Genomic DNA, 26,555 nt, shown 5'->3' with positions numbered 1-26,555 from the left:
CAACAGCGCCCAGAGTTATCCCATATGGGTAAGAAAGGAAGTCAGGCAGCAAAAGAACAGGGAAGGTAGCAGGTCTGGGAACGTGCCCACGGACACCGGCCCCAGTATGTCAGGAGGACCCGGCCTGCGGTCCGGGGCGGTTTTGCCCCGGACCGCAGGCCCAAGCCTCACGAGGCCCTCCTGCCACCCGGCTTCCCATAAGGCCGAGGAGGGGCAGGCCTCCTTCGCCAGAGCGCCCGGAACGGGGTCCCTAAACCCGCACCGAACTCAGTCCCGGCCCCTCATCGGGTTCCCCTCCCCTCAGGGCCGATCCTGTCCAGCGGTGCCCACTATGTAACGCGCTGCTCCTGGACAAACACCCCCATAGCAGCCATGAACCACCTGTGAAAGCCTGAGAAAATCCTGATCCGGTGTCGAGGCACCGCACCGAGCAGCCGCCGCCCACTACCTGGCAGTCTTACCTGGAAGTCCTACTTAGCAGTCTGGCGCTGAGCCCACGCCCCTAAGCGCACTACCAGGGCGGCGCCCGCCTCGGTCACGACCGCCACCGCCCCGACCAGCCACCACCTCAGGTACTCCCCCACCAGCCAGGAGACAGCAGCAGCCAGGAGCACGACGCCGACGCCCGCCCCCACACGCAGGACCAGACGCTCGGCAGACCCGCCCGTCCCCGCCCGCGGTGCCGGGTGAGCGCGCCGTCGGGCACCCACGGCGGAGGCCAGGCTGGTCAGGGCGAGCACCAGCGTCCCCACCATGGCCCCCGACACCGCGCAGCCTGCAGCGGCCAGCAGCGGGTGCGGGGCGCTCCCGAGCCTGAGCCCTACCAGGAGCGCCACCGTCCAGGGCGCCATCACCAGGTCCAGCACCAGCAGGACAATCCCCGTCCACGCCCCGGCACGCAGGCAGGAGCCTCGGGGAGGCCGAGCATGCCGCAGGGCGAGCCCACCCGATCCCACCGCGCAGGCCCAGGCCAGCCACGGCAGGGCCGGGACCCCGAACCAGGCCGCCACCACCAGGGCGGCACCACCCACGGCCGCCACAGGCACCTCAGCCCGCAGAAGACCACGGGCGTGCTCAGCCAGGACCACGAGCTCCCCCACCCAGGCGGGAACGTCCTCCCCGAGGTCATCCTTGGGAACGCCTCCGCCCTGCCTCCTATCAGTGCCGGACAGGCCTGGCTTCTCCCCTGCTGCCACGGGTCGAGCCTAGAGGGCACAGGAGGCCGCCGCGGTGTCGAGCACGCAGCGGTAGCGGGTGGCGCCCGGCCAGCGCGGGTCCTCGGGGGCCGTCGTGACACGGAAGCCGAGCCTGCGGTAGAAGCCGACGGCGTCGTCGTCAGTCTCTGCTATCACACAGAAGCCCAGGCGCGCCACTGCGGTCAGGAGGAGGCGGCCGAGACCATTCCCACGCAGCCCACGCAGCCCACGCAGGCCGTCGGCCACGGCGAGGTACTCCAGGCCCACGTGGTCGGGGTGCACGGCGCAGGCGGCGAGGGAGGTGGGGCGACCCTGTGGGCCGGCGCCCAGGACGACCATCGTGGGCAGCTCCTCGGTGATGATGCACCGGACCTGGGTCTCCGGCTGGCCTACGGCCTCACGCACCAGGGAGAGCATCATCTCACTGGTCATGTCAGCCCGAGTCAGCTCCCGCACCGTCTGGCACATGCCTTCACGGTACCCCAGAGATCCGGTACGCCAGCCGTGCCCGCACCTCCGGGGACAGGTTGCTGCCGTGCTGCCTGGCAGGCTACCTGGCGGCCGACCGCTGCCGGGCCTGCCGGTCCAAGAGAACCGCCTCCACAGCTGCCCGGAAGGCTGCGATCAGCCTCAACGGGTCAGCCTCCGAGGATAGACTGCGATGTAGTGGCAGCGTACCAGCCACCGACCGGCGTCACCCATGGCACAACCACCCACAGCACAAGTAAGGTGGAAGGAGGTAAGAACCATGCCGCCAGCTCGCGCACCGATTAACGGGGCCACTCTTCGGTGGGCGCGTGAGGTAGCCCTTGTTGGCAAGGACGAGCTTGCTCGGGCTGCCAGCATTAATGAGCACCGCGTTACTGAGTTCGAGAACGGCGACACCCGCCCTACCCTCAAGCAGCTCGAGGCGATAGCAAAGAAGCTCGACCGAACGCCCGCCTTCTTCTTCACGGAACCGCCCGCCGAGCCTGACGTCCCGGAGGCAGTCGATTTTCGTTCCGGTAACGGGGAGCCGCCCCCCTCCCACCTCGCCAGGGAGATGCGCCGGGCCGAGCAGCATCGCGAGACGGTGATCGACCTGGAGGGCACACCTCCAAGCCCCGCCCTCGTCGAACCAATTAACCGACATAATGCCACCGCGCGAGCGCGTGAGCTGCGCGGTCTTCTTGACCTGAGTGAGTCCTCCACGCCTCCCGGAAACGGGGACACTCAGACCCTAGGCTTCTGGCGCACGCTCCTGGAGCGGCACGGCTACCTCGTGTTTCAGACCACCAGAGTTCAGCTGGGCGTCTTCCGCGGGCTCTCGATCCACCACGACGTCCTGCCGATAATCCTGCTCAACGGCGCGGACTCCAACAATGGGAAAGTCTTCACCCTGTTCCATGAGGTCGCCCACCTGGCCAACCGCACCAGCGGCATGTGCGCCCTGGACGACGACGTCAACGAGGAGGCGGTCGCCAACATGTTCGCCGCGAACTTCCTGATGCCAGACGCCCAGGTCAGCAGACTCGCCTCCACTGTCAGTGGCACCGCGACCGAACGGGCTGAGGAGATCGCCAAGGCCCTCAAGGTAAGCAGCCTAGCTGCTGGCGTCCGGCTCCGCACGCTTGACCTGATCACTGACGAAGAGCTGGAGTCCGTTCGCCGCGACAGTGATCGCAGGTGGGCACAGGCCCGAGAGTCCCAGAAGAAGAGCCCGGGCGGCCCCCCGAGCTGGCAGATCCGCTACAGGAACCTAGGACCGGGATACGTTGGTACCATTGCTCATGCCCTGGAGGACGAGCGGGTTGACCTGCTCGACGCCAGCCACCTGCTATATGCACGGGTCCCAGACGTGCAGCGGATGATCGATGAGTACTACAGGACCGAGGCTCTCACGTGAGCTACACCTTGGACACCAACATACTCATCAACATGGAGCGCCGGTACCCGCGGGACTTATTTACCTCCCTCTGGGACACCCTGGAGGTCGCCGCTCGCCAGGGCGAGGTGTGCATGTGCGAGACAGCCTACAAGGAGCTGGAGCGAGGAGGCGACGACCTGGCCTCGTGGGCTAAGAGCATCCCCAATTTCATCTGTACTGCCACAAATGATGAACTGGCCACAGTTGCCAACATATCCAGAGACCACCCTGGATGGGTGCAAGGGCAGAAGAACTACGGAGACCCATTCATCATTGCTCACGCGAAGAGAGACGGCCTGGTCATCGTGACCGAAGAGGGACGCAAAGGCCCGAACACGGTCGACAAAAATCAGAAGATCCCCAATATTGCTGACGAGTACGGAATCGAGTGCATCACGTTCTTCGACCTGCTCCGCGTCCAGGGATGGAAATTCTGAAAAGCCCTCCCAGGAGGCCAGTTTATCCAGCCACCCGCCGCAGCGCACCGTCAACGGCAGGCTGACGGAGAAAGCCGACGAAGAAACTCGTTCCCCCAGCGCCCCGTCCAGATCTGCCGCAGCTCTCGCACCCGGCCCCGGCACCGTCCTCCCCTCACCAGCCCCCGGGACTGCACATCTTCAGGCCTGCCAGGGGCCAACCCACCTGTGCCGCAGCCTGACCCCACGCACGGCACAGTCCGACCTCTAGACTGCCCAGCGTGGATCGCACCTGGATCAGCATTACCGAGATGTCCCGGCGGTGCGGGCTGAGCCCGGACACCCTGCGCTGGTATGAGAAGGAGGGACTGGTCTCCCCGGTTCCCCGCGGCCCCGACGGCCGACGTCGTTACCACGCCACTGACCAGTCAACGGTCTGGGTCCTCACGGCGCTGCGCGAGGCTGGGATGCCCACCTCACAGATGCGGCGCTTCGCCGAGCTGATGGCTGAGGGCGCGACGACCCACGGCAGGCGTATCACGATCCTCCAGGAGCAACTGGGGCGCCTGCGCGAGCACCGTGACCGCCTGGACCGCGCCGAGCAGGCCCTGCACGCCAAGATCACCCACTACGAGGAGCTCATCGCTCAGGGGCTGGACTGCACCGGCAGCCCTGTCCCGCAGACACTGCGCGCCCTCCAGGCCAGCCGGAACTGACACCCTACGGCTGCCTCGACCGGCTGCGGCCCGCCGGTGTCTTCAATCAGGTGCTGCCCGTCGGGCGTCTGAGGCTGCAAACGGAGCCGCGCTACCGCACACCTCATGTACACACCCGCCCGCCTCATGCACACCTCATGTACACACCCGCCCGCCTCATGCACACCTCATGTACACACCCGCCCGCCTCATATACACTTCTGTCGTGGTTGCCGATGAGGAGGATCTCACCGAGGCACTTGCCCGACTCGAGCTTGAGGGAGGCGACTGCCTGGAGATCGAGGCAAAGACCTTCGCAGAGTACTCCCGGTCGGCTCTCGGCCCGACTCTGTCGGCCTTCGCCAACCTTCCCGGCGGGGGCACGATCCTTCTGGGCGTCAGTGAGGACCCGGTCAAGGTGGTCGGGGTCCCCAATCCCCACCAGCAGATGCAGGCAGTGGTGTCTCAAGCGCGCCAGGGCTTCTCCAGCAGGATTACTGTTGACACCCACAGCATCGAGCTTGATGGCAGGACCGTCGTCGTCGCAAACGTGCAGGAGGCGCCAGTCAATGCCAAGCCCGTCCGCTGGGCAGGCAACGATGCCGCCTACCTGCGCCAGTACGACGGCGACTACCAGATGTCCCTCCAGGAGGAGCAGCAGCTGCTGATGCGCCACCAGCGTCCCCGCGAGGACACAGCCCCCGTACCGGGCACCTCGATCAGCAGCCTCGATGACAACCTGGTGAGGGTCTTCCTGCGCAACGTACGCGCTGGCTCGACATCTTTGAGGGAGCAACCTGACAAGGAGATCCTGCTCAATCTCAACGTCCTGACGGACGACGGCGAGGTCACACTGGCTGGCCTGTACGCCCTGGGACAGTATCCGCAAAGGCATGTCCCCACCCTCGCCATCACGGCTGCAGTCCTTGGGGGGCAGACCGGACCACGCGCCTCCGAGCGCCTCAGGATCGACGGTGCAGTTCCCCGCATGCTCATCGCCGCCGTCGACTGGGTGTCCCAGCACACACGGACCGACATCACGTTCGACCAGGATGGGCACGGCCGGAACACGCACGAGTACCCCCTGGTCGCCGTCCGCGAGCTCATCGCCAACGCCCTCGTCCACCGTGACCTGTCGGAACCGGCCCTGTCCAAGGGGATCGAGATCCGCCTGAAGCAGGACCGCCTTGTCATCTCCAGCCCGGGCGGCCTGTGGGGAGTAAGCGTGGACCAGCTGGGAACCCAGCATGGGAAGTCAGCGGTCAACGAGCGCCTGTACGACATCTGCACCTTCGCTGCTGACACTGAGGAACGGCGCGTGATCGAGGGCCTCGGCACCGGAATCCGCGCGGTGCGCGACGCTTTGCGCGAGGCAGACATGGAGCCCGTCCGCTTTCATGACACCGGCGTGCGGTTTACCGCCCTGCTGCCCAGATCTGCCCTGTTGTCCCCAGCCGACCTCAACTGGCTCTCCGCCCTTGACTCAACGGGTCTCACCGTCGAGCAGCGTCACGCCCTGGTGGACATGAGGCACGGCCGGTCCTGGAGGAACTCAACCTACCGACGCCGCTTCGGCCTGGACTCGGAGCAGGCCCGACGACAGCTGCAGGACCTCAGTAACCGTGGTCTAGCCATGATCTCGGGAACAAAAGGCTCGACGTCATACGCGCTCGCACCCGCCGCGTCCCTGGTCAAGGAGTCGGCGGGTCCGGGCCAGACGGCTCCTGGCACGAGGACACCAGAAGAGCCGCAGACTCCGACGACGCCTGGTGACCCGGTCGGGCTGTCTGGCAACACCCTCGCGGTCTGGGCAAGTCTGGAGACCGGGGCCAGATCGCGCGCACAGATCGCCGAGGCAACTGGGCTGACCAGGCGTCAGGTCGGGTACGCGCTGGACCTGCTCAGGAGGTCGGGACTCGTCTCCGTCCAGGGTGGCCAGGGGAGCAGGACCACCACCTACCAGCGCACCTGACGCCAGCCAGCGCTGCGGGCATTGCCGCAGGCACGCCGCACCAGGCCCGCTCCCACCTAGGCTGCCCGCCCGCTCCCACCCACCAGCGCCTGGCAGAATCGCCCCATGACCGCCCCTGCGACCGACCCCGCACCCACCTCTGCAAGCGATCCCACGCCCGCCCCCGGGGTGGACCTGTCCGCCCTGGCCCCACCCGTCGCGCTCGGCCCCCTGGACGGGCGCTACCGGGCCGTAACCGCCCCCCTGACCAACCACCTCTCCGAGGCGGCACTCAACCGGGCGCGCCTGCGGGTGGAGGTCGAGTGGCTCATCCACCTCACCGACCACCGGGTGCTGCCCGGCGCCCCGGTCCTGTCGCAGAGCGAAAAGGCCTACCTGCGCGGCGTCGTCGGCTCCTTCGCGGCGGCGCAGGTCGCCGAGCTGGCCCAGATCGAGGCCCAGACCCGCCACGACGTCAAGGCCGTGGAGTACCTGCTCAGGAGCAGGCTGGAGGCCGCCGCGGACGCCCCAGACCTGGCCAGCGCCGACGGCGGGCACACCGTGCTGCCGAGACTGGGCGAGATCGTCCACATCTTGTGCACCAGCGAGGACGTCAACAACCTCTCCTACGCCCTGACCGTGCACGACGCCGTGACCCAGGTGTGGCTGCCCGCCGCCCGGGGGCTGGTGGAGGACCTGGCCACGCTGGCTCGCGGCCACGCCGAGACCCCCATGCTGGCCCGCACCCACGGCCAGCCCGCCACGCCCACCACCCTGGGCAAGGAGGTGGCCGTGCTGGCCCGGCGCCTGTCGCGCCAGGTCCGCCGGGTGGAGGCCACGCAGTACCTGGGCAAGCTCAACGGGGCCACCGGCACCTACGGTGCCCATGTCGTGGCCGTGCCCGGGGCGGACTGGCAGGCGGTGTCGCGCTCCTTCGTGGAGTCCCTGGGCCTGACCTGGAACCCCTTGACCACCCAGATCGAGTCCCACGACTGGCAGGCCGAGCTCTACAGCGACGTCGCCCGCTTCAACCGTATCGCCCACAACCTGGCCACGGACATGTGGACCTACATCTCCCTGGGCTACTTCACCCAGCGCCTGAGCGCCCAGGGCTCCACCGGCTCCTCGACCATGCCGCACAAGGTCAACCCGATCCGCTTCGAGAACGCCGAGGCGAACCTGGAGCTCTCCTGCTCCCTGCTGGACACCCTGGCCGCCACCCTGGTCACCTCCCGCCTCCAGCGCGACCTCACCGACTCCACCACCCAGCGCAACATCGGGGTGGCCCTGGGCCACTCGCTGCTGGCTGTTGACAACCTCCGCCGGGGCCTGGCCGGGCTGGACGTGGACGCCTCCCGCCTGGCCGAGGACCTCGACGCCGCCTGGGAGGTACTGGGTGAACCCGTCCAGCAGGCCATGCGCGCGGCGTCGGTGGCCGGGGCCACCGGCATGGCCGACCCCTACGAGCGTCTCAAGGAGCTGACCCGTGGCAGGAAGGTCACGCCCGAGGGCATGCGTGACCTTATCCGCAGCCTGGGCCTGCCCGACGACGTCGAGGCACGCCTGCTGGCCCTGAGCCCCGCCACCTACACGGGCCTGGCCGTACAGCTGGTAGACCACCTGGACGGGTCAACCCCCTAAGGTGTTGACCCCGAGGTCTGTCAGGGCGTGACGGACCGACTGCGCCAAGTAGCCCGCGGCTGTGCTGACGGAGGCATTCGTCCTCTGGAACAGGTAGCACACCGCTGCACGCCGACGATCCTGGAGCAGGAGGTCGTCCCGGCGACAAGGTCCGCGCTCCACACCTGCCCGGTTGGCTCGCCAGGCAGGTCAGCGAAGGGCCACGGCTGTCCACACCGTCCAGGGCCAGCGCTATCAGCCCGATGGCGAGGACGACGTGCTGGCCCCGCCCGCGTGGCAGCAGGGCCGGCTCCCCAGTCCCGACGCGATGAGGACGCAGGTGACGGCGCCTACCGCAGCGGTAGCACCGGTAGCAGGCAGTGCTACCGGGAACTACCAGGGGGCCGCAGCGCAGCTCAGCACGGTGCCGCTCCAGCGCCACCGAGGGGACGCCGCGAGCGAAGGACAGGCGGTCCAAGCCCTCCCGCAGCTCCTCCTGGCCGGAGTCGGCTACCAGGACCAGGCGGTCAGCCTCGGGGACCTGGGAGGCGTCCAGACCGCCGTCAGCAGACAGGACCACGTCACGGCTGTCGGCAAGGCGCCGTACCACGCCACGGCCGAACTCCCCCTGGAACAGGTAGGCCGTCACCGGTCGTGACACGGCGCCGGATGCTGGGGTGTGTCGCGTGCTCATGGGGCGGTCCCTCCTACTGACGTTACCGAGGCAGCCCGCTGGCCGGGGTAGCGCACCGGTGCTGGCAGCACACAGCATGCTGCGCCCTAGGAGGTCGGCACATCAGCCGTCGGTCTATCGCCGGTCCCCCGTTTGTCCGACCCCGCTCATTACTTTGTTGTAACGTTCTTTTGCACGGCCTGAGCGGCCAGCCAGCACGTGCGCGTCCCTGCGACGCGCCCCCGGCTAAACCCGGGGCTTGATACGTGGATCGGCAGCTGGCGGCGAGAGCCCGCGTACCCGACAAGGAGACACATGAGTTCCCAGTCCTCCTCCTCGGCCATCAGGGTCGCCGTCGTGGACGACGACGCTATGGCACTGACCTACCTGCGATCCTGCCTGTTGGCTGACGTCGGCATCCAGGTCCTGGCCACGACGCGCTCGGCGGACCAGGCACTGGCGTTCCTGCGGGCGCACACCGTTGACGTCCTCATCACCTCCCTCCACGGCGATGCCAAGGACCCCGTGGAGGGGACCGCGATGATCCGGGAGGTGCTGCGAGCCTCCCCCGGACCCGCGTCGTCGTCCTGGCTACCCAGGACACCGACGCCACCCTGCTACAGAGCCTGGAGGCGGGCGCCAGCAGCGTCCTGCTCAAGACCTCGTCGACAGAGGAGATCGTCTCCGCGGTCCGCGTCGCGCACTCCGGGGGAAGGTCGTCACCCCGGCGCTCATGCCACGTCTCATTGACTATGCGCTGGCCTCCGTCCCCGACGTGGACACAGCCGCCGTCTTGTCCCACCGGGAGCGCGACGTGCTGCGGCTGCTGTGCGAGGGCGCCTCGAACCGGCAGATCGCCTCGCGTCTGGCGATCGCCGAGGCCACAGTCAAGACGCACGTCTCCGCTCTGCTCGGCAAGACAGGGGCGAGGTCGCGCCTGGAGATCGTGGCCTGGGCCTTCCGGCACGGCTACGCCCGCACGGGTACAAGGGCCTCCTTCTAGCTGTACTTCCCTGCTACCTGTACTTCCCTGGGACGCCGTGGGCGGGGCGGTCGAGTGACGGCGCTCCTCCTGGGACACCCTTCGGACCAGCCTGCTGCTCCTCGTCGTACACGCTGTCATCCATGCTGACGTCAGCCAGCGGGGAGCCGGTCAGCGGGTCCCCCAGCACGGAGCCGAAGGGCTCAGGCCCCAGGCCCACGTCGGAGGGTTCCCACCCGTGGGGCGCCCACGACGCCTCCTGCGGTGCGCCCAGGGTGTCCGGTACGTCGCTGTCGGGCTGGTGCGCCCCATGTGAGGCCTCCAGTGACAGCCCACCCGCGCGGCCAGGACCGCCAGACTGCGCGCTACCAGCCTGCGCACGGCTGATCCAGGAGCGCAGCTCCGGCGGGCAGGCGGGGTTGCGTCCGATCAGCTCTCGCAGCTGGGGGTGGTTGCCCGCCAGGACCGCGAGGGTGCCCGCAGGAGTAGCAGGGTCGGCTGCGGCGGCTCGCTGGGCGTCCGTGGGAGCAGGCGGGGCGGTCGGGGGAGGGGAGTCGGGCTAGTCATGGCACGAGCATGGCATGACTACCCTGCTGGTGGCTCCCCGTCCGGGCTCCAGCGGAAGAAGTCCGATGCTCCAGCGGGGTAGGACGAGACCCGGGGCCGCCCCCTTACCCCCTGGGGGTATATGAGGTAGACTTGGACCACCTGCGGCGCGGCGCGAGCCGGGCGAGCAGAGGAAGTCAGCGAGGCAGCCGGGGAGGCAGCATGGCCGGGTACACCGAGACCAAGGAGGACCACCTCAGGCGGCTGCGCCGGATCGAGGGCCAGGTCCGCGGGATATCGCGCATGGTCGAGGAGGACATCTACTGCGTCGACGTCCTGACCCAGGTCTCCGCAGCCACCAGGGCGCTCCAGGCCGTCAGCCTCGCCCTCCTGGAGGAGCACATGGGCCACTGCGTCCTGGCCGCGGCCCAGACCAGCGAGGAGGAGGGACGGGAGAAGATCCGCGAGGCCTGCGAGGCCGTCACCCGCCTGGTCCGCTCCTGACCCTCTCCCCCGCAGCTGCGTATCAGACCCGCAGGCGACCAGCAGCCCGCTGAGTAGCCCACCCGCCCGGTACCACGGCACCCGCACGCGGCAGCCCGCCAGGGCACCCCCTCAGGGGCACCGCGCAGCAGGCCGCACGGGACCTGCGAGAGACCAAGAGACGCCAAGAGACCGGAACACACAGACCCAAGGAGAACCCCATGACAGAGTTCACGCCCGACGGCACCGACCGCACCACCACCCTCAGGGTGTCGGGACTGACCTGCGACCACTGCGTCGCCCACGTCACCGAGGAGCTGGAAGCCATCAACGGCGTCAAGAACGTCTCGGTCATCCTCAACAAGGGCGGCCAGTCCGTGGCCACGGTCGTCTCAGACACCCGGCTCGACGACGACGCCCTGGCAGCCGCAATCGACGAGGCCGGGGACTACACCCTGGACGCCGTCGAGCGCGACACCTGGCAGGCATGAGCACGACAGACAGCCCGCCGCTGCCTCCCGGGGCTGCGCAACGCACTGTGGACCTGGTGGTAGGCGGCATGACCTGCGCCGCCTGCGTGGCACGGGTAGAGAAGAAGCTCTCCCGGCTGGACGGCGTCACCGCGACGGTCAACCTGGCCACCGAGTCCGCCCACGTGGTCCTGACCGAGCCTGTCAGCGACGAGACGCTCCTGGCCACCGTCGCCGCAGCGGGTTACACCGCTGAGGTTACTGGTACCACCAACGCACCTGTCACCGCCGACCTGCCCACGCAGACGGGCCAGGAGGCCGCCAAGGAGCCTCAGAAGCAGCCTCAGGAGCAGGCAGGCTCGTCGGCGCCGTCATACCAGTCGCGCCCCGAGGCAGCCGCCCCAGCCACACAGACGCCCACCACCAGCACAAGCGGTACAGGCGCAGGCACGGCACGCATCGGGGAGTCCCAGCGGGCTCGGGCGGAGCACCTGCGCAGTCGGCTACAGGTCTGCCTGCTCCTGTCGGTTCCCGTCATGGCGGTCTCGATGCTCCCGGCGCTCCAGGTGACCGGGTGGCAGTGGGGCGTCGCCACCCTGGCCCTGCCGGTGGCGACCTGGGGGGCCTGGCCCTTCCACCGCTCCGCCCTCAGCGCCGCGCGCCACGGCACCTTCACCATGGACACCCTGGTGTCCACAGGTGTGCTGGCCGCGACCGCCTGGAGCCTGTGGGCGCTCCTGCTGGGCGGGGCGGGGGAGCTGGGCATGCGCATGCCCATGGAGCTCCTGCCACGGCAGCAGACCGACCACCCGCACCTGTACTTCGAGTCCGCCGCCTGGGTCACGACCTTCCTTCTGGCAGGCCGCTACGCGGAAGCCCGCGCCAGGTACCGTTCCGGGGACGCCCTGCGCGCGCTTCTGGAGCTGGGCGCCAAGGAGGTCACCCGGGTGATACTTACCTCCCCGGAGGGCTCTACCAGCAGCATCGACGTCCTTGACGAGGACGGCGCCCCGCTTCCTCAGGCCCGGCGCAGCGAGGAGAGGGTCCCCGTGGAGGCGCTGGCTGTCGGGGACCTGTTCACCGTGCGCCCCGGGGAGAAGGTCGCCACCGACGGCGTGGTAGTCGAGGGGCGCTCAGCCGTAGACGCCTCCATGCTGACCGGGGAGTCCGTCCCGGTGGAGGTTGACCGGGGCGACGTTGTCATCGGCGCCACCGTCAGCACCTCTGGAACCCTGCTGGTGCGTGCCACAGCGGTGGGGACGGGAACCACCCTGGCACAGATCGGGGCTATGGTCACTGCGGCGCAGGCAGGGAAGGCGCCGGTACAGCGTCTGGCCGACCGGGTCTCGGCTGTTTTCGTACCGGTGGTCCTGGCCCTGGCCGCCCTCACCCTGGTGGGGTGGCTGGTCACCGGGCACACGGCGCAGGTCGGCCTGACCTCCGCCGTCGCGGTCCTGGTCATCGCCTGCCCCTGCGCGCTGGGTCTGGCCACACCGACGGCCCTGCTGGTGGGCACCGGCAGAGCCGCCCGGCTCGGTGTGGTCATCAAGGGGCCGGAGGTCCTGGAGTCCACGCGCACCCTGGACACAGTGGTCCTGGACAAGACCGGGACCGTTACGCAGGGGCGTATGACACTGGACCTGGAGGCCTCCTGGCAGCTCCGCCCCCCGCAGCCGCGTCAGCCCCTGTCTCCTGAGACGCTGGTCCTGGTCGGTGCCCTGGAGTCGGCCTCCGAGCACCCGGTGGCGGCAGCCGTCACCTCGGCGGCCCGGGGCTGCACGGACGCCCTGCCTGCGGTGGAAGACTTCCGCAGCCACGAGGGCCAGGGAGTGACCGGGCGGGTCGCAGAGCGTTACGCCGCCGCAGGCCGCCCCGGCTGGCTGGCCCAGCTGGGCGCGCCCCTGCCCGAGGCCCTGAGGCAGGCGGTGGTCGAGGCCGAGGAGACCGGCGCCACGGTGGTGGCCCTGGCCGTCGAGCACCCCCACGGGACGGGACTGGAGGCGGTGGCGGTCCTGGCGGTCCGCGACACGCTCCGGCCCTCCTCCCCCGGCGCCGTCGCCAGCCTGCGTGACCTGGGTCTCCGTCCGGTCCTGCTGACCGGCGACAACGCTCGTGCTGCCACCCACGTCGCGGCCCAGGTCGGGATTGCCCAGGACGACGTGGTCAGCGAGGTCCTGCCCGCCGACAAGCACGACGTTGTTGCCGACCTCCAGGCACGGGGGGCGGTCGTGGGCATGGTGGGCGACGGCGTCAACGATGCGGCGGCCCTGGCCCAGGCCGGTACGCGCGGCCTGGGGATGGCGATGGGCTCGGGCACGGACGTGGCCATCGAGGCGGCCGACATCATCCTGGTACGCCCGGACCTGGACGCGGTGGTCGCTGCGGTGCGGGTCTCCCGGGCGACACTGCGGGTCATCCGGCAGAACCTGTTCTGGGCCTTCGCCTACAACGTGGCGGCGATCCCGCTGGCTGTCGCGGGGCTGCTCAACCCGATGGTGGCCGGCGCAGCCATGGCCGCCTCCAGCGTCATGGTGGTGACCAACTCCCTACGCCTACGCCGGGCCTAGAGCCTCGGGCCGACCGGGCCGAACACGTGCCCCACCAACCGGTCGGCCTCAGTCCTGGCCCAGCAGCCTGCGCAGGTCACGCACGTAGCGCTCAAAGGCTGCCCTGCCATCCGAGGTGAGGCTGATGTAGGTGACTGGGGTGCGCCCGGAGAAGGACTTGGACTGGCGGACGTAGCCTGCCTCCTCCAGCCTGGACAGGTGGACGGACAGGTTACCCGCCGTCATCCCCAGCAGCTCACGCAGGCGGGGGAAGTGGAGCTCGTCGCCCTCCTGCAGCTCCGCCAGGGTCGCCACGATGCGCAGACGGGCCTGAGCGTGGATGACAGGGTCGAGGTGGACCTCAGCAGCGGTCACGGTCCAGGCTCCCGATCCTGCGGCTGGCCAGGGAGTCCCGGGCCGCGGCCAGCAGCATCCCCCCGCCTCCGCCGACGGCCATGACCCACCAAGCCCAGGGGAGCCCAGCCACGGTCGCCACGGCCGCAGCTGCCAGGATCCAGCCTCCCAGCGCCCCCATGACGTTGTCCCCCCACAGGGCGGCGCCGACAAGGAAGATGACCCCGACCACGAGGCAGGGGACGGCGCTGCTCACCAGCGCCCCCACAGCACCGGCCTCGGGGGTGCCCACCGTGGCCAGGAAGCTGTTGAGCCTGCCTAGGATGACCCCGGTCAGGGCCATACCACCTATCCAGGCCCCGCTGTAGAGGACTCCCTGGCGGCCACTCGTGCCACGCACCCCACGGCTGCGCAGCGCAATGTAGACCGCAGTGAAGATCCCGGCCGCCACCAGGCAGGCGACAAAGACCGTGTAGGCTGCCCTGGCGTCAACAGCCGCGCTGGTGCCCTCGCGGATGCCGCCCCCGTCGCCAGCCAGGGCCAGTGTGGTGTAGCCCAGCAGCCACGCCAGGCCCCAGGCGAGGAGCAGCGGCGCTGACCGGATGGTGTTGCGCCGGGCGTAGTCCCTGCGCTGGGCGACGATGAGGGCCTCCGCCTCCATGGGTGTGGGCGGGCGGACCTCGGCCTGGTCGGCAGGTCCGATCGATCCGGCCTGCCCTGCCTGTGCTTCTGCCTGTGCTGCCGCTCCTTCGGTGAGCGCGGCGCCGTCATGACTCATAGCAGATCCTCTCTTGTCTTCCAAGTAGTTTGCTGTACAAACTTTGCGAGACAACCATGTCACACTCTAGTTTGCTTTGCAAACTTCTTTGCATAGTGGAGGTCCATGCCGCCTGCCCCCGCTGGTGTGCCACCCTCACCTGCGCGCCGCCCCGTCCTGGCCCCTGAGCGCCGGGCGCCCCGCTCTCTGCTCCCCCGTCTCCCACCCTCACCCGAACGTTCCGCCGGAGCCCGGCGGCAGCCTCCTCCCGCTCGCCGTCTCCCGCCTCCCGCCCGGGCAGGCCCGCTGCGGGCGCGTCGTCCCCGAGAAAGAGGAACTTCCCCACCCGCCGCCTAGACTCGCCCGCATGAACGACGTGGACGCCGTCCCGCCCGGTTCGGACGAGCACAGCACCTCCGCCGTTGCCAGCACCCCGGCGACCTCACCGGTGGGCATCCCTACGATCGGCGTCGCTCCCGCCCTGGAGGCCCCCACGGCTCCCAGGCCGACGTCCCCACGCTCCACCACCATCCTGGTGGACTCGCCCCCGCACCGCCTCAGACGTACCGAGGACCTGCTGGACCTGGCCGCCACCATCCTCAGCGTCGGCGCCGTCCTCATCCTGGCGATCTACGCCCACCAGACCACGACAGGCGTCACCCAGGACGTCCAGAACGCCCTGGCCGTGGTGCTGCGCCAGATCCTCATCCTCCCCCTCCAGGCCGTCGAGGGGCTGGTGACCTTCGCCATCCCCCTGGCCGTCCTGCTGGACCACCTGCTGCGCGGCTCCTGGCGCGGCGCCGGGGAGGCGGCCCTGGCCGGGGCCGCGGGGAACCTCGTCGCGCTGGCCTTCCTGGCGACCCTTGGTACCTGGGGGCCTGACTCCCTGGTCTCCGGGCTGACCGTGACCGCCTCCGGCACCGCCCAGCTCGGCATCTCCACCGTCTTTGCCACCCTGGCGGGCCTGCTCACCGGAGCCGGCGACCGCCGAGGCTCCCCGGTGGTGCGCACCGGCTGGGCCGCCCTGTGGACCATCACCGGCCTGGCAGTGCTGCGCAGTGCCCTGACCCTGCCCGGGGCGGTCCTGTCCGTCCTCCTGGGACGGGTCGTCGGCCTGGTCATGCGCTACGCCGTCGGGGTCAACGACCGCAGGGCGCAGGGGGTCACCCTGGTGCGCGCCCTGCGCCGGGCCGGGGTGGACGCCACCCACCTGGTGCGCACTGACTACAGCCCTACCAGCACCCACCTGCCCGCCCGGGCCTGGAAGGTCACCACCGACGCGCCCCTGGGCTACACCGAGCAGGTGCGTGAGAACCCCTGCCGTCCCCCGACGCCCCACCGGATCCTGCCGCAGCCCGCCAGGCCGAGGGGACCGCAGGACCTGCCAGCACGATCACCGCCGTCGACGACGCCGAGCTGGGCACCGCCCTGGACGCCTTCCTGCTGGAGGCCTCCGGCTCAGCCCTGTCGCCAGGGCGCACCTCCGCCCACCGCACCTACGCGACGTGGGACACCTCAGGTCAGCGCCGCGACGTTACCGTGCTGGACGCCGACCGCCAGGTGGTCGGCCTCCTGAGCACCATATGGGACCGGATCCGCGTCAAGGGCCTGTCTCCCAGCCGGGACCTGTCGGTGCGCCCGGCCGCTGAGCACGCCGCCCTCATGACCCTGGAGGCGCGGCGCGCCCTGGTCCGCACCCCCGGCCTCCTAGGGATCGCCGAGGCCGACGAGTCTGTGCTGCTGGTGACCGAGCACGTCGCAGGAGCCCGCTCCATCCGCGACCTGGGCGAGGACGTTCCCGACCGCGTCCTGCTCCAGCTGTGGGAGCAGCTGCGCCACGCCCACGCCGCGGGCCTGGCCCACCTGGCCATTGACGCGACTAGCGTCGTCGTGGACGCCAAGTCGCGGGTGTGGCTGCTCGACTGGGGCTCAGGCGAGACCATCTCCTCCGAGCTGTCCCGCCGGGTGGACCTGGCCCAGGCGCTGGCGCTGACCGCGCTGACCACGGGGGTGGACCGGGCTATTGCCGCCGCGTCCCGGTCGCTGAGCACCCAGCAGCTGGCCTCGATCGCCCCGATGCTCCAGCGAGTCGTCCTACCGCGTGACACCCGCGAGGCCATGGGGCGACGGGGAGAGAGCCGCCAGGTGCTCCAGGAGCTGCGCGACGCCCTGGTGGCCCTGACACCCACGGCCCAGGCCGAGCCCGCCCGGCTGAGCCGGTTCTCAGCACGCACCGTCATCATGGCAGTCATCGGCATGGTGGCGCTGTGGACCCTGCTGGCCCGGATGAACTTCGAGCAGGTCTCCCAGGCCGTGGCCGCCGCCAACGTCTGGTGGATCCTGGGGGCGCTAGTGTTCTCCCTGGCCACCTACGTGGGAGCCGGCCTGACCCTGGTGGCCTTCAGCCCCCAGAGGCTGTCCCTGTGGCGATCCACCGAGGTCCACCTGGCCAGCTCGGTGGTGGCGCTCGTCGCCCCGGCGGGCGTGGGCGGGGCCGCTATCAACCTGCGCTTCCTCCACCGCAAGGGCGTACCCACCGCTATCGGTGTCGCCACGGTGGCACTGGTGCAGGTGGTGCAGTTCGTGGTCACGGTGGTGCTGCTGGTGATCCTGGCGGCCCTGACCGGGCAGTCCACGGGGCTGACCCTGCCGTCTGGGTGGGTGCTGGTCGCCGCCGGCCTCCTTGTGGTCGTGGTGGCCTGCGCGCTGCTCGTCCCCCAGGCGCGTACCTGGCTGTGGGCCAAGATCGAGCCCACCTACCGCCAGGTACGGCCACGCCTGGTGTGGGTCATGTCCAACCCCGTGCGCCTGTCACTGGGGATCGGCGGGGCGGTGCTACTCAGCCTCAGCTACATCCTGGCCTTCGCGGCCAGCCTGTGGGCCTTCGGCTACACCCTGTCCTTCTCGGTCCTGGCCATCACCTACCTGGCCTCCAACACGGTGGGCTCAGTAGTGCCCTCCCCCGGCGGGATCGGGCCGGTCGAGCTGGCGCTGACCGCAGGCCTGGTCGCCGCCGGCATCCCCTCCGGGGTCGCCCTGTCCACCGCGATCGTCTACCGGCTGGTCACCTTCTGGGTCCCCATCCCCGTGGGCTGGCTCAGCCTCCAGCGGCTCCAGAGAGCGGGGGAGCTGTGAGGGGTGGGCTGGGCTACGCGAGGCCTGGAGCATCCGCCGGAGACCAGGAAACTGAAGCCGGAGAAACATACCTACACGCGTAGGTATGGTGCGCAGGTATGACGGTAGGCAGGACACTAGGTACGAAGTGGTCATGATGCGAGCAGCGACGGACTGCCCGGTTCACCAGGACACGATCCTGCATGCCGTCATCCTCAGGCCGGTGTCGCAGAACTGTGTGCGGCGCGTGGTCCCGCTGCTGGGCCACAGGCGGCTCACCATGACCGTGCCAGACAAGCCCTGCAGCTGGTCCCGGCGATCGACCTGGTGACGCTGGGAGACAAGACGGTACTCGTCGTCGGCGCGCCGCTGAGCACCCGGCGCTCCCACTACGTCACCCGACAGGGAGCCGCTGCAGGCAGATCGTCCCCACCTACGCCGGGATCCTCGCCGCCTGCCCTGATCCCACACGCTTCCTCCCCTCCGCCTGTATCCCGCCTGCGTAACCCCGCCCTCGCGCGCGTCTTCCGCGAGGCGGGGATCATGGAGCAGTGGGGCACCGGTGTCCAGCGCGTCCTCGAGCAGGTCGCCGAGGTCGGCCTCCGACCCCGTCATCAAGGAGGTCCAGGACCGGGTCCGGGTGACCATCTACGCGCCCAGCCATGACCCGAGCACGACCGGGGAGCAGGTGAGCAAGTCGGACGAGCATGACAGTGATCCCAGTGAACAAGTCGAGTCACCAAGTCGGGGCACCAAGTCAGAGCACCAAGTCACTAAGTCGAGTCACCAAGTCAGAGCGCCAAGTCACCAAGTCGAGTCACCAAGTCGGAGCACCACGTCACGAAGGCACGGAGTCGGAGGACTATCGAGTTGCGATCCTCTCCCTGCTCAGCACCGCAGACAGGACTCGCGCGCAGGTGCTGTCCCAGATAGGACTGAGCAACGAGACGCGCAACGCGCGCCGCCATCTCGAACCGCTGATCGAGGCCGGACTTGTGGAGCGGACCATCCCGGACAAGCCCACGAGCCGCCACCAGCGCTACCGGATCACCGACACCGGACGCACCTGGCTGGCAGGCCTTGCGAGAGCCCCTGGCTAAGCGGCACTTCCCGCCCCTCCTGGAGAGGGTGCCTGCCAGGTAGACCCGCCTACGCGGCAAGCAGGTTCGCGCTGGTGACGAACCTCTTGTACCGCCTGCTCGTACGTTCCAGGGCGCACGGCGTGCAGGACGCCCAGCAGCCCGCTCACCGCCCAGAGGTGCCCAGGCGTACACGGTCACGTAGCTAGGCACGTCCCCGCCACGACGTCAAGTGCGGGAAAAGGAGACTCCAAATGGGTCAACACCTCTTCCTGACACTAATCTTTACCGCGCACGGCAGCACCACTGGCTCTTGACGTCAACACAATAGTCGGACGACGTCAGCGCTACCGTCGACCAAGACTCAGCAGCACGTGAGCGTCCCCCTCCAGGACGTCAGTGCGACGATCGGACTAGGTCGGTCGTCGCAGGAGAATCCCGGGCTACCACGGCCACCATATTCTTGCCGGTGTTATGCTGCATAACACTTGTCACGCAGTCAGCGCCTCAGCTCCTGACGGGGGTGGAGCCGGAAAGGAGCTCAGCGGTGAGTAGTCAGCACCTGGTGGTGCGCAGTACCGGACTAACCAAGCGATACGGGACTGCTGAGGTGGTCAGTGGTGTGGGCCTGGAGGTACCTGCGAGGCAGGTCTACGGGTTTCTGGGTCCCAACGGGGCCGGTAAGTCCACGACGATGAAGATGCTGCTGGGACTGACTCGCCCCTCCGCCGGCAGCGTAGAGGTCTTTGGTGAGCCGTTCTCGCCCCGGCGCACGCTGGCGCGGGTGGGGTCCTTGATCGAACAGCCTTCCTTCTACGGCCACCTCACCGGGCGGGAGAACCTCGACATCGTGCGCCGGGTCAAGCACCTGCCCGCCTCCAGCGTAGGCCCGGCCCTGGACACCGTGGGACTGTCCCACGCCGGCGACAAGCTGGCGCGGACCTACTCCCTGGGCATGAAGCAGCGCCTGGGCCTAGCCATGGCCCTGCTGGGAGACCCCGAGCTGCTGGTCCTGGACGAGCCCACCAACGGGCTAGATCCCTCCGGCATTCACGAGATCCGCGACCTCATCACTAACCTGCCGCGCACCCGGGGCATCACCGTGGTGGTCTCCAGCCACCTGCTCAGCGAGATCGAGCAGATGGCCGACACCATCGGCATTATCACCCAGGGCCACCTGGTCTACCAGGGCCCCCTGTCCGCCCTGAGGGAGGCAGGCCGCCTTGTGGTCCGGGTGGACACCTCTCAGGCCGTGCCCACTGCCCGAGAACTGGCCGCCCAGGGGTGGCAGGTCCGCTCCGTGGAGGACGGTGAGATCACCCTGCCCGCCTACAACGACGACCACGTCGCCCGCCTCGTCGCCACCTTGGTCAGCGCGGGCACCAGCATCTACCGCGTCGAGCTGCGCCGCCGCTCCCTGGAGCAGATCTTCCTCGACATCACCGAACAGGCACCGCCACAAAACCAGTCCAACCCTACCCAGCCCGGCGTGCCACGACAGGCTCACCAGCCGCCTTTACCACAGGGTGTCCAGCACCGAGCGCAGCAGGCACCCGCGCACCATGCCATGGGCCAGGCTACCCACCCGGCATCGGCTACCCAAGCGCCGCCCCACCAGGTCGCTTACCCGGAGCCACAGGGAGTACACGGGAAGTAGGAGTAGGAGAATGAGGACATTGGGACTGGAGATCTCCAAGCTCAAAAGGTCTCGTCTGTGGCTGACCTTGGTCCTGGCCACTGGTATCGAGCTGGCCTGGGCCACAGCAGTCCTGAGCATTGTCATCACGCGCTCTGGCACTACCGGGATCGCTGTGGACGCCGGCTACGCGATCGGAGAGACATCAAGCGTGCATGCCGTGGTCACCCCCATCATCTCTGCAGTAGTCGCCTCACGCCTGGCCGCCACCGAGCACGACAGCACCATGCTGTCCCAGCTCCTCGCCGACGGCCAGCCGCGCGCCCCTTTTTTCCTGGCCAAGCTCACCACTGCCGTAGCCGCCTGCTCGGTGCCCGCCCTCGCCCTCGTGCCCACCACCACCCTGGTAGGCGCTGTCGGCGGGGTGCCCGCTGACCCTGGTCTGACCGCTACCTGGCTGGCCGGACTGATGGTGGCCAACATCGCCATGACTGCTATCCACCTGGCCCTGGCGCTGCTCGTGCGCCGCCAGGCCCTGACCCTAACTGTCGGCGCCCTGGGTGCCCTGAGCGCAAGCCTCGTCGGCTTTGTCGTGCCTGACTCCGTGGCCACCGTCCTACCCTGGCAGTACCCTGCCCTGCTCGTGCCCGTGCGCATGCAGCAGATCGAGGGCACGATCACCGGCTTCGTCCCCGTAGACCACCTGGGCACCTACGTCGCCATTGTCGTCATCGTCAGCCTGGTCGCCACCGCTGTTGCCCAGACCACCTTCAGCCGACAGGTCACGCGCTGACCTGCCTTCCGCCACCAGGCCGGAGACAACCAGGAGACCACCCCATGACCAGCGTCACCATGACTACCTCCATACCCGGCACACCAAGCCACCCCACTACGACAACGAGCCCGGTACTGCGGCCCGAGAGCGCACCCGTACCCACTCGCCCTAGCCCGCACAGCGAGACTGGCGGCTGGCTGCGCGAACGGCTCCTGCTACCTCTGGCTATTGAACACGCCAAGTCCAAGCGCCTCTGGATCCTGGCCACCCTGGCCCTGGCTCTGGCCGCCCTCAACGTCGCCAACGGAACTGGCAGGTACTTGTCCTACACCGAGAGCTTCCAGGCCCAGGGAATCACCTGGCAGGTCGTGTGGGGCCAGGGTGGGCTGCTATGGAGCGTCTTCTTCCTGCCCATGCTGATCACCTTCCGTGCCGCCGGCCTGACCCGCATGGAGCACGAGCACGACAACTGGCGTCGTATGGCGACCTACGGTGCCGCCACCACTACCTACACCGGCAAGCTCGCCCTGGTCGCTCTGTTCGCCCTCTACTGCCAGACGGCCTTCCTCCTGCTCGTGCTGGCCGCCAGCACCGCTCTGGGCTTCCACCTCACCTTCACCGACCTCGCCACCATGATTACCTGGGTTCTCCTGGGCACACTGGGAGCTGTCACCATCGCCACCGCCCAACTGCTCATCGGCATCTACGTGCCCAGCCTGGCCACCACCGTCCTGACTGGCCTGGGAGCCTCCTTCCTCAGTCTGGCCATCACACTCGTCGTTCCACCGCTGACCAGCATCTACCCCTACTCCCAGGCCACCCTCGGCATGCAGGCCCGCACGCTGTCCACACCCTCACCCGCAGGCCTCGCCTGGTTCCTCATCTGGAACGGCATCCTCATCACCGCCACCGTCCTCCTCAGCAGGCGGGCACTCAGAAAAAAGCAGCACTGATGCCACGGAAATCTAGCGAGTACGCGTTGACGGGCCTGAGGGGCAGGCAAGCATATGCTGTCATAGCATGAGTTACCTACCGTACTCGCACGCAAGACTACCCGGGTATCACCGGATCATTCACGGTCACCCGTCCTCCGTATGCTGGCAAGCAGCACTCCAAGCAGCAGCATCTCCATCACGACGAGGACGGATATAACCACCGCCCTCATAAGGCCGTCGGCAAAAAGCAACACCAGCATGGCAATCGATACCAGCCAGCCCGACCAGGCGGTTGCCAGTATTCTTGCCCTAGTAGAGGAAAAGTCAAGCACGTCAGCCCCCTACTTCTGCAAACACGTCTGACTCAACTGCGGCAGCACCACGGATAGCGCCCTAGGTATAGAGCAGCCATGAGCACCCCGGGAACTCTTCCTGCGGTCCACCATGAGGACAGTCTGCCGCAGATGTAACCCACTCCAGGACACTGGTCATAGGCCCGCACCCACCCCTAAAGGAGACAGCGGGACCGGGACGCCTCTCATCCCCACAAGGTGCAGCACCCCGAGGGGCGGATATCTACTTGTTGGCGGAAACTTCCCTACTTCTTCCCCCTCGCCCTCATGACGATCGCAGCGAGAACCCCAACAAGGGCAAGCATAACCGCAACATTGATGAACTGAAGATGGGGCGCATTAATAAACACGGCACCCAGTGCGACGAGAGCCCCGAGGGTAACAATCAGGGCCGCTATAACTCCAGATGTTCTCATAGACTTGTCAAACACTGTGTCTCCTTAAATTGGGATGGAAATGTATCCGGTCCGCGTGAGGACTTCCGTCCTCACGCGGACCGGGTGGGCTCGGACAGAATCAGGTAGCAATCGCATCGCCGCGACACCAACACCGCCCCCCAAAGACAGATTCGGCAGAGGGCGAGGACGGCACAGGCGTGTAGACCCTCGAAGCAGAGCAGCCCGGATGAGGAGAGGCACTTTGCGGGGCAGCGGGTACCATGACACCACGGGTGAGGGGCGTGCGAACCAGCCAACTGGGCTAGCCAGTCGGCCGAAGCTTCCCGGGCAGACACCGGTCACCCGGAGCCGAACCCGGCCAGACCGGTGAGGCTGCCGGACAGCAGACCACCCCGTGATGCTGTCGATGGACAGCACCAGGCACAACCAGCCCTGGTGCAGCCGAGCGGGGAAGCCCGCCAAGGCCCCACCTGCAGTGCCTCCACTTAGTCTCCCTCCACCTGTCTCAGCCCGAGGCACCGTGGGGCACCTACGCGACGGGACCCGGTGTCGTGACGGGACACCTGGGCTTGTGGAACAGCCCCCTCGGGTACGGGCACGTCAGCAGTCACCGAGGCCGTCGATGCAACCGATGCGCGGAAGGTGCACCACGTCACCCACCACCGACCTCACAAGTCCACGCACCTTCGCATAAAAACTAAGTTGCTCACAATAACGATGGTTCGTCACCCGCCTCTCCGCGCACCTTATGTACAGCACGACCTACCCCGGCATGCGAACACCACTGACTCTTGACAAATCTGTGACACATACTGTAGAAAATTTGCATGGACGTGTCGAGCGGGCGCGAGCGGACCGAGACCGGCCAACCAGGCGCAACAGCCTCGGCACCGCTAGTGCCTCGTGACGAGCGCAGGCGTTACGCTGCCGCCGGGTTCCTCATCGGGCTGGTCAACCTGGTGCTCATGATGACTCTCCTCGAGCCTGCAAGCCTGGCACGCCTGACCTTCCTCCTCCTGGCGCTTCTCACCCTGACAGCAGTGCCGATGCGCCCGCTGACCGGTGCCGTGGCCTACCTGGTGCTGTGGGTGGTCCTTCTCAGGTTCCCAGGACCCTACGCCGACGACGTCGCCATCACCCACGCAGCTCTTTTCTTCTTCCTGGGGCGCTTCCTGCCTCTGCGGGCCGCACTGTGCCTGGGAGCGGCAGTCCCACTGGCCACTGTCGTGCTCGCTACCCCGCCCACAGTGGTACTTTACCTGTTCCTTCTTGCCTGCACCCTTCCACCGGGTGCGCTCCTGCGACGCAGGGAGTCCACCCTGCGTCAGGAGATCAGCGCCGGGGAAGAACGGCTGGAGGCCGTGCGCGCCGAGGTGGCACGGGAGATGCATGACCTGGTGGCCTACTCCATGTCCCAGACCGTGCTGCGTGCCCGCAGCGCGGCCGCCGACCCCTCCTACCCGGAGGACGTACGCCAGGAGCTCCACGCGATCAGCGCTACCGCTGCTGACGCGCTCCACGAGCTGCGCCTGGTGCTGCGGGTGCTGCGGCGCACCCAGGCAGGCTCCACGCTGGAGGACCCTTCAGCCACTTCGCAGACCGTGGTCGTCGGCCTGGACGCGGCGCTCCAGGCCGTTGCCGACGACCTGTCCGCTTCTGGGTTCAGCGTGACGCTGCGCAGCACAGACGAGGGCGAGTGCCCCCGGCTCCAGGCCGTCACCCTGTCCCGGGTTGCCCGGGAGATGGGCTCCAACATCATGCGCCACGGCACCACCGACCAGTCGGTGACGATCACCCTGGCCAAGGAGACCAACCAGGTGTGCCTGGTCATGACCAACGGGACCTCTCCCAACCCCGCCCACGACCTGCCTACCTCGGGCACAGGACTCCTGGGCATGCGGGAGAGGCTCGCCGCCGTCGACGGTTCCCTGTCCACCCGGGAAGAGGACGGCAGCTGGACCGCCTCTGCAGTTGTGCCACTGGAGCCACCACCCGCCCTCTCGCCGGAGATACCGCCATGACCAGCACCGAGACCACCGCCACGATCAGCATCGGGATCGCCGACGACGACCCCCTGGTACGCCGCACCCTCACTGGCCTGCTGTCCGGCACCGGGCAGGTTCACGTCGCCTGGACCGCCAAGGACGGCCAGGAGGCCCTCGAGCTCATCCGCTCCCCGGACACCCCACCCGTCCAGGCGCTCCTTCTCGATGTCCAGATGCCCCGCACGGACGGGCTCGTCCTTACCCAGATCCTCCACAAAGAGGTCCCCGACCTGGCTGTCCTCATCCTGACCGCCTTTGCCACCGACTCCGTCATGGAGAAGGCCATGGCCGCAGGGGTGCGCGGGGTCGTCGCCAAGGACGACGACATCGGCTCCTTGGTAGGAGCCATCCAGCAGGCTGTCGCAGGCAACTTTGTCATGTCCCCGACGTGCTCAGCCGTCGTCGCGGAGCACCTCCGGCCAGACGGTGCCCACAGTACCTCCCACTCATCGCCCTCCTCACCTGGGAAGTCGCAGCAGCACGCCTCTGCGGCACTCCCCAGCGGCGTCACACTGACCGCCCGGGAGCAGGAGATCCTGGCCCTCCTCGCTGAGTCCCTGACCAATAAGCAGATCGCCCGCCGTCTTACCCTCAGCCAGGCCACGGTCAAGGCTCACGTCTCCGCCATTATCGCCAAGCTCGGCGTGCGGGACCGGGTCGGCGCCGTCGTCTACGCCCTCAACAACCACCTCCTCTAGACCCGAGCCTGGCACCCACGTGTGCGGGAAGCCGACCCGGTGGTTGACGACGACCTCCTCCAGAGCCGACCCCAGCCCGGGCCACCACCTGCAGCCAGAAGCACGACCTGGCTACCAGCCAACCGACCGGGCCGCACGGCCGATGCCAGGACACTGCAGCCGGAGGAGGATGGCCCTGCTAGAAGCCACCAGCACCCGGAAGGAGTACCAGTGCTCTTCCTACGCCTCATCCACACCATCACCCGCGACGGAACATGCGCCTGGCTCGACAAGCTGTTCTGGCCGTAAGCAGCCGTAAACGCTGAGCAGCAGGGCACCGGTGTCCGGCAGGTCCTAGAACAGGAGGCCGACTCCAGCCTTCCCGAACCCGCCACTGCCGCCCCCAGCACTACCGGATCACCGACACCGGGTACCCGCCGCGCCACCTGTGCACCCACACGGGAGCCACAGACCGGGCACCAGCTAGCCGCGGCTCCAGCCCGCGACCACCTCACCCACCCACCACCACGACAGCCTCAGACCACCACCAGCCTCTCTCCCCACCTGCCTCCAGATGTGAGATGAGGTTGCGACGCCGTTGACCTTGACAGATCTGTGATACACGATATATCACAGTGTTGTGGGGGTATCTACCGGACCCAGGCAGATCCTCCGCCGCCCGCTAAGGTCGGCGGACCACTGGCCGTACGCCGTGGCCGGGCTCCTCCTGGGCCTGGCCAACATGGCGTTCGTCCTGGTCTACGGTGACGCCCTCAGCCCACAGCGTCTTGCCTTCCCTCTCCTGACGCTACCGATGCTGCCCCTCGTCGCGCTGCGCCCGCTGCCAGGTGCCCTGGCCTACCTGCTGCTGTGGACCGCCCTCCTCCACACTCCCGCCGCATTCCCCAATGACGTCCTAGCCCCACGGCCGTCTTCCTCTTCCTCCTG

General features: G+C 68.3%; 27 protein-coding genes and 1 pseudogene. 20 read left to right on the top strand and 8 right to left on the bottom strand.

Annotated features, from left to right (window positions below; translation table 11 throughout):
- Positions 1-470 precede the first annotated feature (470 nt).
- Positions 471-1,196, bottom strand: a complete 726-nt coding sequence (locus D5R93_RS00450) for a hypothetical protein (protein ID WP_120203119.1) — start codon at positions 1,194-1,196, stop codon at positions 471-473.
- Between the two features lie 9 nt (positions 1,197-1,205).
- Entirely contained in the window at positions 1,206-1,664 is a 459-nt protein-coding gene (locus tag D5R93_RS00445) for a GNAT family N-acetyltransferase (protein WP_119835290.1), read from the bottom strand.
- 280 nt (positions 1,665-1,944) lie between these two features.
- Between D5R93_RS00445 and D5R93_RS00440 the strand changes: the two genes are divergently transcribed.
- From D5R93_RS00440 to D5R93_RS14650, 8 genes are all read left to right on the top strand, one after another.
- Entirely contained in the window at positions 1,945-3,081 is a 1,137-nt protein-coding gene (locus D5R93_RS00440) for a helix-turn-helix domain-containing protein (RefSeq protein WP_120203117.1), read from the top strand.
- Positions 3,078-3,539: a DUF4411 family protein gene (locus D5R93_RS00435; protein WP_120203114.1), complete on the top strand. Its 462-nt coding sequence runs from the start codon at positions 3,078-3,080 to the stop codon at positions 3,537-3,539. The genes D5R93_RS00440 and D5R93_RS00435 overlap by 4 nt, the downstream gene beginning before the upstream one ends.
- A gap of 260 nt (positions 3,540-3,799) precedes the next feature.
- Positions 3,800-4,234: a MerR family transcriptional regulator gene (locus D5R93_RS00430; RefSeq protein WP_243106841.1), complete on the top strand. Its 435-nt coding sequence runs from the start codon at positions 3,800-3,802 to the stop codon at positions 4,232-4,234.
- A 205-nt stretch (positions 4,235-4,439) separates the two neighbouring features.
- Entirely contained in the window at positions 4,440-6,185 is a 1,746-nt protein-coding gene (locus D5R93_RS00425) for an ATP-binding protein (protein ID WP_120203112.1), read from the top strand.
- 105 nt (positions 6,186-6,290) lie between these two features.
- On the top strand, positions 6,291-7,805 hold the full coding sequence (gene purB, locus D5R93_RS00420; RefSeq protein ID WP_120203109.1) for an adenylosuccinate lyase: 1,515 nt from the start codon (positions 6,291-6,293) through the stop codon (positions 7,803-7,805).
- A 307-nt stretch (positions 7,806-8,112) separates the two neighbouring features.
- Positions 8,113-8,442: a hypothetical protein gene (locus D5R93_RS00415; protein WP_162933736.1), complete on the top strand. Its 330-nt coding sequence runs from the start codon at positions 8,113-8,115 to the stop codon at positions 8,440-8,442.
- 330 nt (positions 8,443-8,772) lie between these two features.
- Positions 8,773-9,207 (top strand): response regulator transcription factor, encoded by a 435-nt coding sequence (locus D5R93_RS14655; protein WP_341466835.1) that lies wholly within the window; start codon positions 8,773-8,775, stop codon positions 9,205-9,207.
- Complete coding sequence (locus D5R93_RS14650) at positions 9,191-9,460, top strand: response regulator transcription factor (protein WP_341466834.1); 270 nt, start codon at positions 9,191-9,193, stop codon at positions 9,458-9,460. Before D5R93_RS14655 ends, D5R93_RS14650 begins: the two co-directional genes overlap by 17 nt.
- Before the next feature lie 13 nt (positions 9,461-9,473).
- Here D5R93_RS14650 and D5R93_RS00405 read toward each other — a convergent pair whose 3' ends face one another.
- Positions 9,474-9,659: a hypothetical protein gene (locus D5R93_RS00405; protein ID WP_120203103.1), complete on the bottom strand. Its 186-nt coding sequence runs from the start codon at positions 9,657-9,659 to the stop codon at positions 9,474-9,476.
- A 153-nt stretch (positions 9,660-9,812) separates the two neighbouring features.
- Positions 9,813-9,944: pseudogene (locus D5R93_RS15100) on the bottom strand (variant leucine-rich repeat-containing protein); the annotation flags it as partial.
- Positions 9,945-10,207: 263 nt separating this feature from the next.
- Between D5R93_RS15100 and D5R93_RS00400 the strand changes: the two are divergent.
- From D5R93_RS00400 to D5R93_RS00390, 3 genes are all read left to right on the top strand, one after another.
- On the top strand, positions 10,208-10,489 hold the full coding sequence (locus D5R93_RS00400; protein ID WP_119835298.1) for a metal-sensitive transcriptional regulator: 282 nt from the start codon (positions 10,208-10,210) through the stop codon (positions 10,487-10,489).
- 200 nt (positions 10,490-10,689) lie between these two features.
- On the top strand, positions 10,690-10,959 hold the full coding sequence (locus D5R93_RS00395) for a heavy-metal-associated domain-containing protein (RefSeq protein WP_119835299.1): 270 nt from the start codon (positions 10,690-10,692) through the stop codon (positions 10,957-10,959).
- A complete protein-coding gene (locus D5R93_RS00390) occupies positions 10,956-13,505 on the top strand; it encodes a heavy metal translocating P-type ATPase (RefSeq protein ID WP_120203100.1) in 2,550 nt (849 codons plus the stop codon). The genes D5R93_RS00395 and D5R93_RS00390 overlap by 4 nt, the downstream gene beginning before the upstream one ends.
- Positions 13,506-13,553: 48 nt before the next feature.
- Here the strand turns inward: D5R93_RS00390 and D5R93_RS00385 are convergent, their stop codons facing one another.
- Positions 13,554-13,859 carry a winged helix-turn-helix domain-containing protein gene (locus tag D5R93_RS00385; RefSeq protein ID WP_120203098.1) on the bottom strand — a complete coding sequence of 102 codons (306 nt, stop codon included), beginning with the start codon at positions 13,857-13,859 and terminating at the stop codon, positions 13,554-13,556.
- The gene (locus tag D5R93_RS00380; protein WP_243106840.1) at positions 13,846-14,616 is read right to left on the bottom strand and encodes a hypothetical protein; all 771 of its coding nucleotides are present in this window, start codon (positions 14,614-14,616) and stop codon (positions 13,846-13,848) included. Before D5R93_RS00380 ends, D5R93_RS00385 begins: the two co-directional genes overlap by 14 nt.
- Positions 14,617-14,962: 346 nt before the next feature.
- Here D5R93_RS00380 and D5R93_RS13685 point away from each other — a divergent pair, with 346 nt between their 5' ends.
- The 7 genes from D5R93_RS13685 (at position 14,963) to D5R93_RS00355 (ending at position 22,152) form a co-directional block, all read left to right on the top strand.
- On the top strand, positions 14,963-16,171 hold the full coding sequence (locus D5R93_RS13685) for a hypothetical protein (protein ID WP_243106839.1): 1,209 nt from the start codon (positions 14,963-14,965) through the stop codon (positions 16,169-16,171).
- Complete coding sequence (locus D5R93_RS13680; RefSeq protein ID WP_243106838.1) at positions 16,135-17,730, top strand: lysylphosphatidylglycerol synthase transmembrane domain-containing protein; 1,596 nt, start codon at positions 16,135-16,137, stop codon at positions 17,728-17,730. Before D5R93_RS13685 ends, D5R93_RS13680 begins: the two co-directional genes overlap by 37 nt.
- Positions 17,731-18,036: 306 nt before the next feature.
- On the top strand, positions 18,037-18,375 hold the full coding sequence (locus D5R93_RS13675; RefSeq protein ID WP_243106837.1) for an ATP-binding protein: 339 nt from the start codon (positions 18,037-18,039) through the stop codon (positions 18,373-18,375).
- A gap of 251 nt (positions 18,376-18,626) precedes the next feature.
- Positions 18,627-18,809 carry a Fic family protein gene (locus D5R93_RS13670; protein ID WP_243106836.1) on the top strand — a complete coding sequence of 61 codons (183 nt, stop codon included), beginning with the start codon at positions 18,627-18,629 and terminating at the stop codon, positions 18,807-18,809.
- A 526-nt stretch (positions 18,810-19,335) separates the two neighbouring features.
- Positions 19,336-20,445 carry an ATP-binding cassette domain-containing protein gene (locus tag D5R93_RS00365; protein WP_243106835.1) on the top strand — a complete coding sequence of 370 codons (1,110 nt, stop codon included), beginning with the start codon at positions 19,336-19,338 and terminating at the stop codon, positions 20,443-20,445.
- Positions 20,446-20,455: 10 nt separating this feature from the next.
- Complete coding sequence (locus tag D5R93_RS00360; protein WP_162933735.1) at positions 20,456-21,217, top strand: ABC transporter permease; 762 nt, start codon at positions 20,456-20,458, stop codon at positions 21,215-21,217.
- A gap of 44 nt (positions 21,218-21,261) precedes the next feature.
- Positions 21,262-22,152, top strand: a complete 891-nt coding sequence (locus tag D5R93_RS00355; protein ID WP_120203092.1) for an ABC transporter permease — start codon at positions 21,262-21,264, stop codon at positions 22,150-22,152.
- A gap of 116 nt (positions 22,153-22,268) precedes the next feature.
- On the opposite strand, the gene D5R93_RS12970 is transcribed toward D5R93_RS00355, so the two are convergent.
- Both D5R93_RS12970 and D5R93_RS00350 read right to left on the bottom strand, forming a co-directional pair.
- A complete protein-coding gene (locus tag D5R93_RS12970; RefSeq protein ID WP_162933734.1) occupies positions 22,269-22,466 on the bottom strand; it encodes a hypothetical protein in 198 nt (65 codons plus the stop codon).
- A 266-nt stretch (positions 22,467-22,732) separates the two neighbouring features.
- Positions 22,733-22,918 carry a hypothetical protein gene (locus D5R93_RS00350; protein ID WP_120203090.1) on the bottom strand — a complete coding sequence of 62 codons (186 nt, stop codon included), beginning with the start codon at positions 22,916-22,918 and terminating at the stop codon, positions 22,733-22,735.
- A 794-nt stretch (positions 22,919-23,712) separates the two neighbouring features.
- Between D5R93_RS00350 and D5R93_RS00345 the strand changes: the two genes are divergently transcribed.
- Both D5R93_RS00345 and D5R93_RS00340 read left to right on the top strand, forming a co-directional pair.
- Positions 23,713-24,906 (top strand): sensor histidine kinase, encoded by a 1,194-nt coding sequence (locus D5R93_RS00345; protein WP_243106834.1) that lies wholly within the window; start codon positions 23,713-23,715, stop codon positions 24,904-24,906.
- A complete protein-coding gene (locus tag D5R93_RS00340) occupies positions 24,903-25,628 on the top strand; it encodes a response regulator (protein ID WP_120203087.1) in 726 nt (241 codons plus the stop codon). Before D5R93_RS00345 ends, D5R93_RS00340 begins: the two co-directional genes overlap by 4 nt.
- The last annotated feature ends 927 nt before the right edge of the window (positions 25,629-26,555 follow it).

The organism is Actinomyces lilanjuaniae (assembly GCF_003606385.1).
GTDB classification, from domain to species: domain Bacteria; phylum Actinomycetota; class Actinomycetes; order Actinomycetales; family Actinomycetaceae; genus Actinomyces; species Actinomyces lilanjuaniae.
Note: the sequence above shows the minus strand (reverse complement) of the source record. Positions and strands in the feature narration are given on the sequence as shown.

Coding starts and splice junctions, on each gene's coding strand:
- D5R93_RS00445 (WP_119835290.1), bottom strand. CDS start 1,664: ATGTGCCAGACGGTGCGGGAGCTGACTCGGGCTGACATGACCAGTGAG.
- D5R93_RS00440 (WP_120203117.1), top strand. CDS start 1,945: ATGCCGCCAGCTCGCGCACCGATTAACGGGGCCACTCTTCGGTGGGCG.
- purB (WP_120203109.1), top strand. CDS start 6,291: ATGACCGCCCCTGCGACCGACCCCGCACCCACCTCTGCAAGCGATCCC.
- D5R93_RS00415 (WP_162933736.1), top strand. CDS start 8,113: ATGAGGACGCAGGTGACGGCGCCTACCGCAGCGGTAGCACCGGTAGCA.
- D5R93_RS14655 (WP_341466835.1), top strand. CDS start 8,773: ATGAGTTCCCAGTCCTCCTCCTCGGCCATCAGGGTCGCCGTCGTGGAC.
- D5R93_RS14650 (WP_341466834.1), top strand. CDS start 9,191: ATGCCACGTCTCATTGACTATGCGCTGGCCTCCGTCCCCGACGTGGAC.
- D5R93_RS00400 (WP_119835298.1), top strand. CDS start 10,208: ATGGCCGGGTACACCGAGACCAAGGAGGACCACCTCAGGCGGCTGCGC.
- D5R93_RS00395 (WP_119835299.1), top strand. CDS start 10,690: ATGACAGAGTTCACGCCCGACGGCACCGACCGCACCACCACCCTCAGG.
- D5R93_RS00390 (WP_120203100.1), top strand. CDS start 10,956: ATGAGCACGACAGACAGCCCGCCGCTGCCTCCCGGGGCTGCGCAACGC.
- D5R93_RS00380 (WP_243106840.1), bottom strand. CDS start 14,616: ATGAGTCATGACGGCGCCGCGCTCACCGAAGGAGCGGCAGCACAGGCA.
- D5R93_RS13685 (WP_243106839.1), top strand. CDS start 14,963: ATGAACGACGTGGACGCCGTCCCGCCCGGTTCGGACGAGCACAGCACC.
- D5R93_RS00360 (WP_162933735.1), top strand. CDS start 20,456: ATGAGGACATTGGGACTGGAGATCTCCAAGCTCAAAAGGTCTCGTCTG.
- D5R93_RS00355 (WP_120203092.1), top strand. CDS start 21,262: ATGACCAGCGTCACCATGACTACCTCCATACCCGGCACACCAAGCCAC.
- D5R93_RS00345 (WP_243106834.1), top strand. CDS start 23,713: ATGGACGTGTCGAGCGGGCGCGAGCGGACCGAGACCGGCCAACCAGGC.
- D5R93_RS00340 (WP_120203087.1), top strand. CDS start 24,903: ATGACCAGCACCGAGACCACCGCCACGATCAGCATCGGGATCGCCGAC.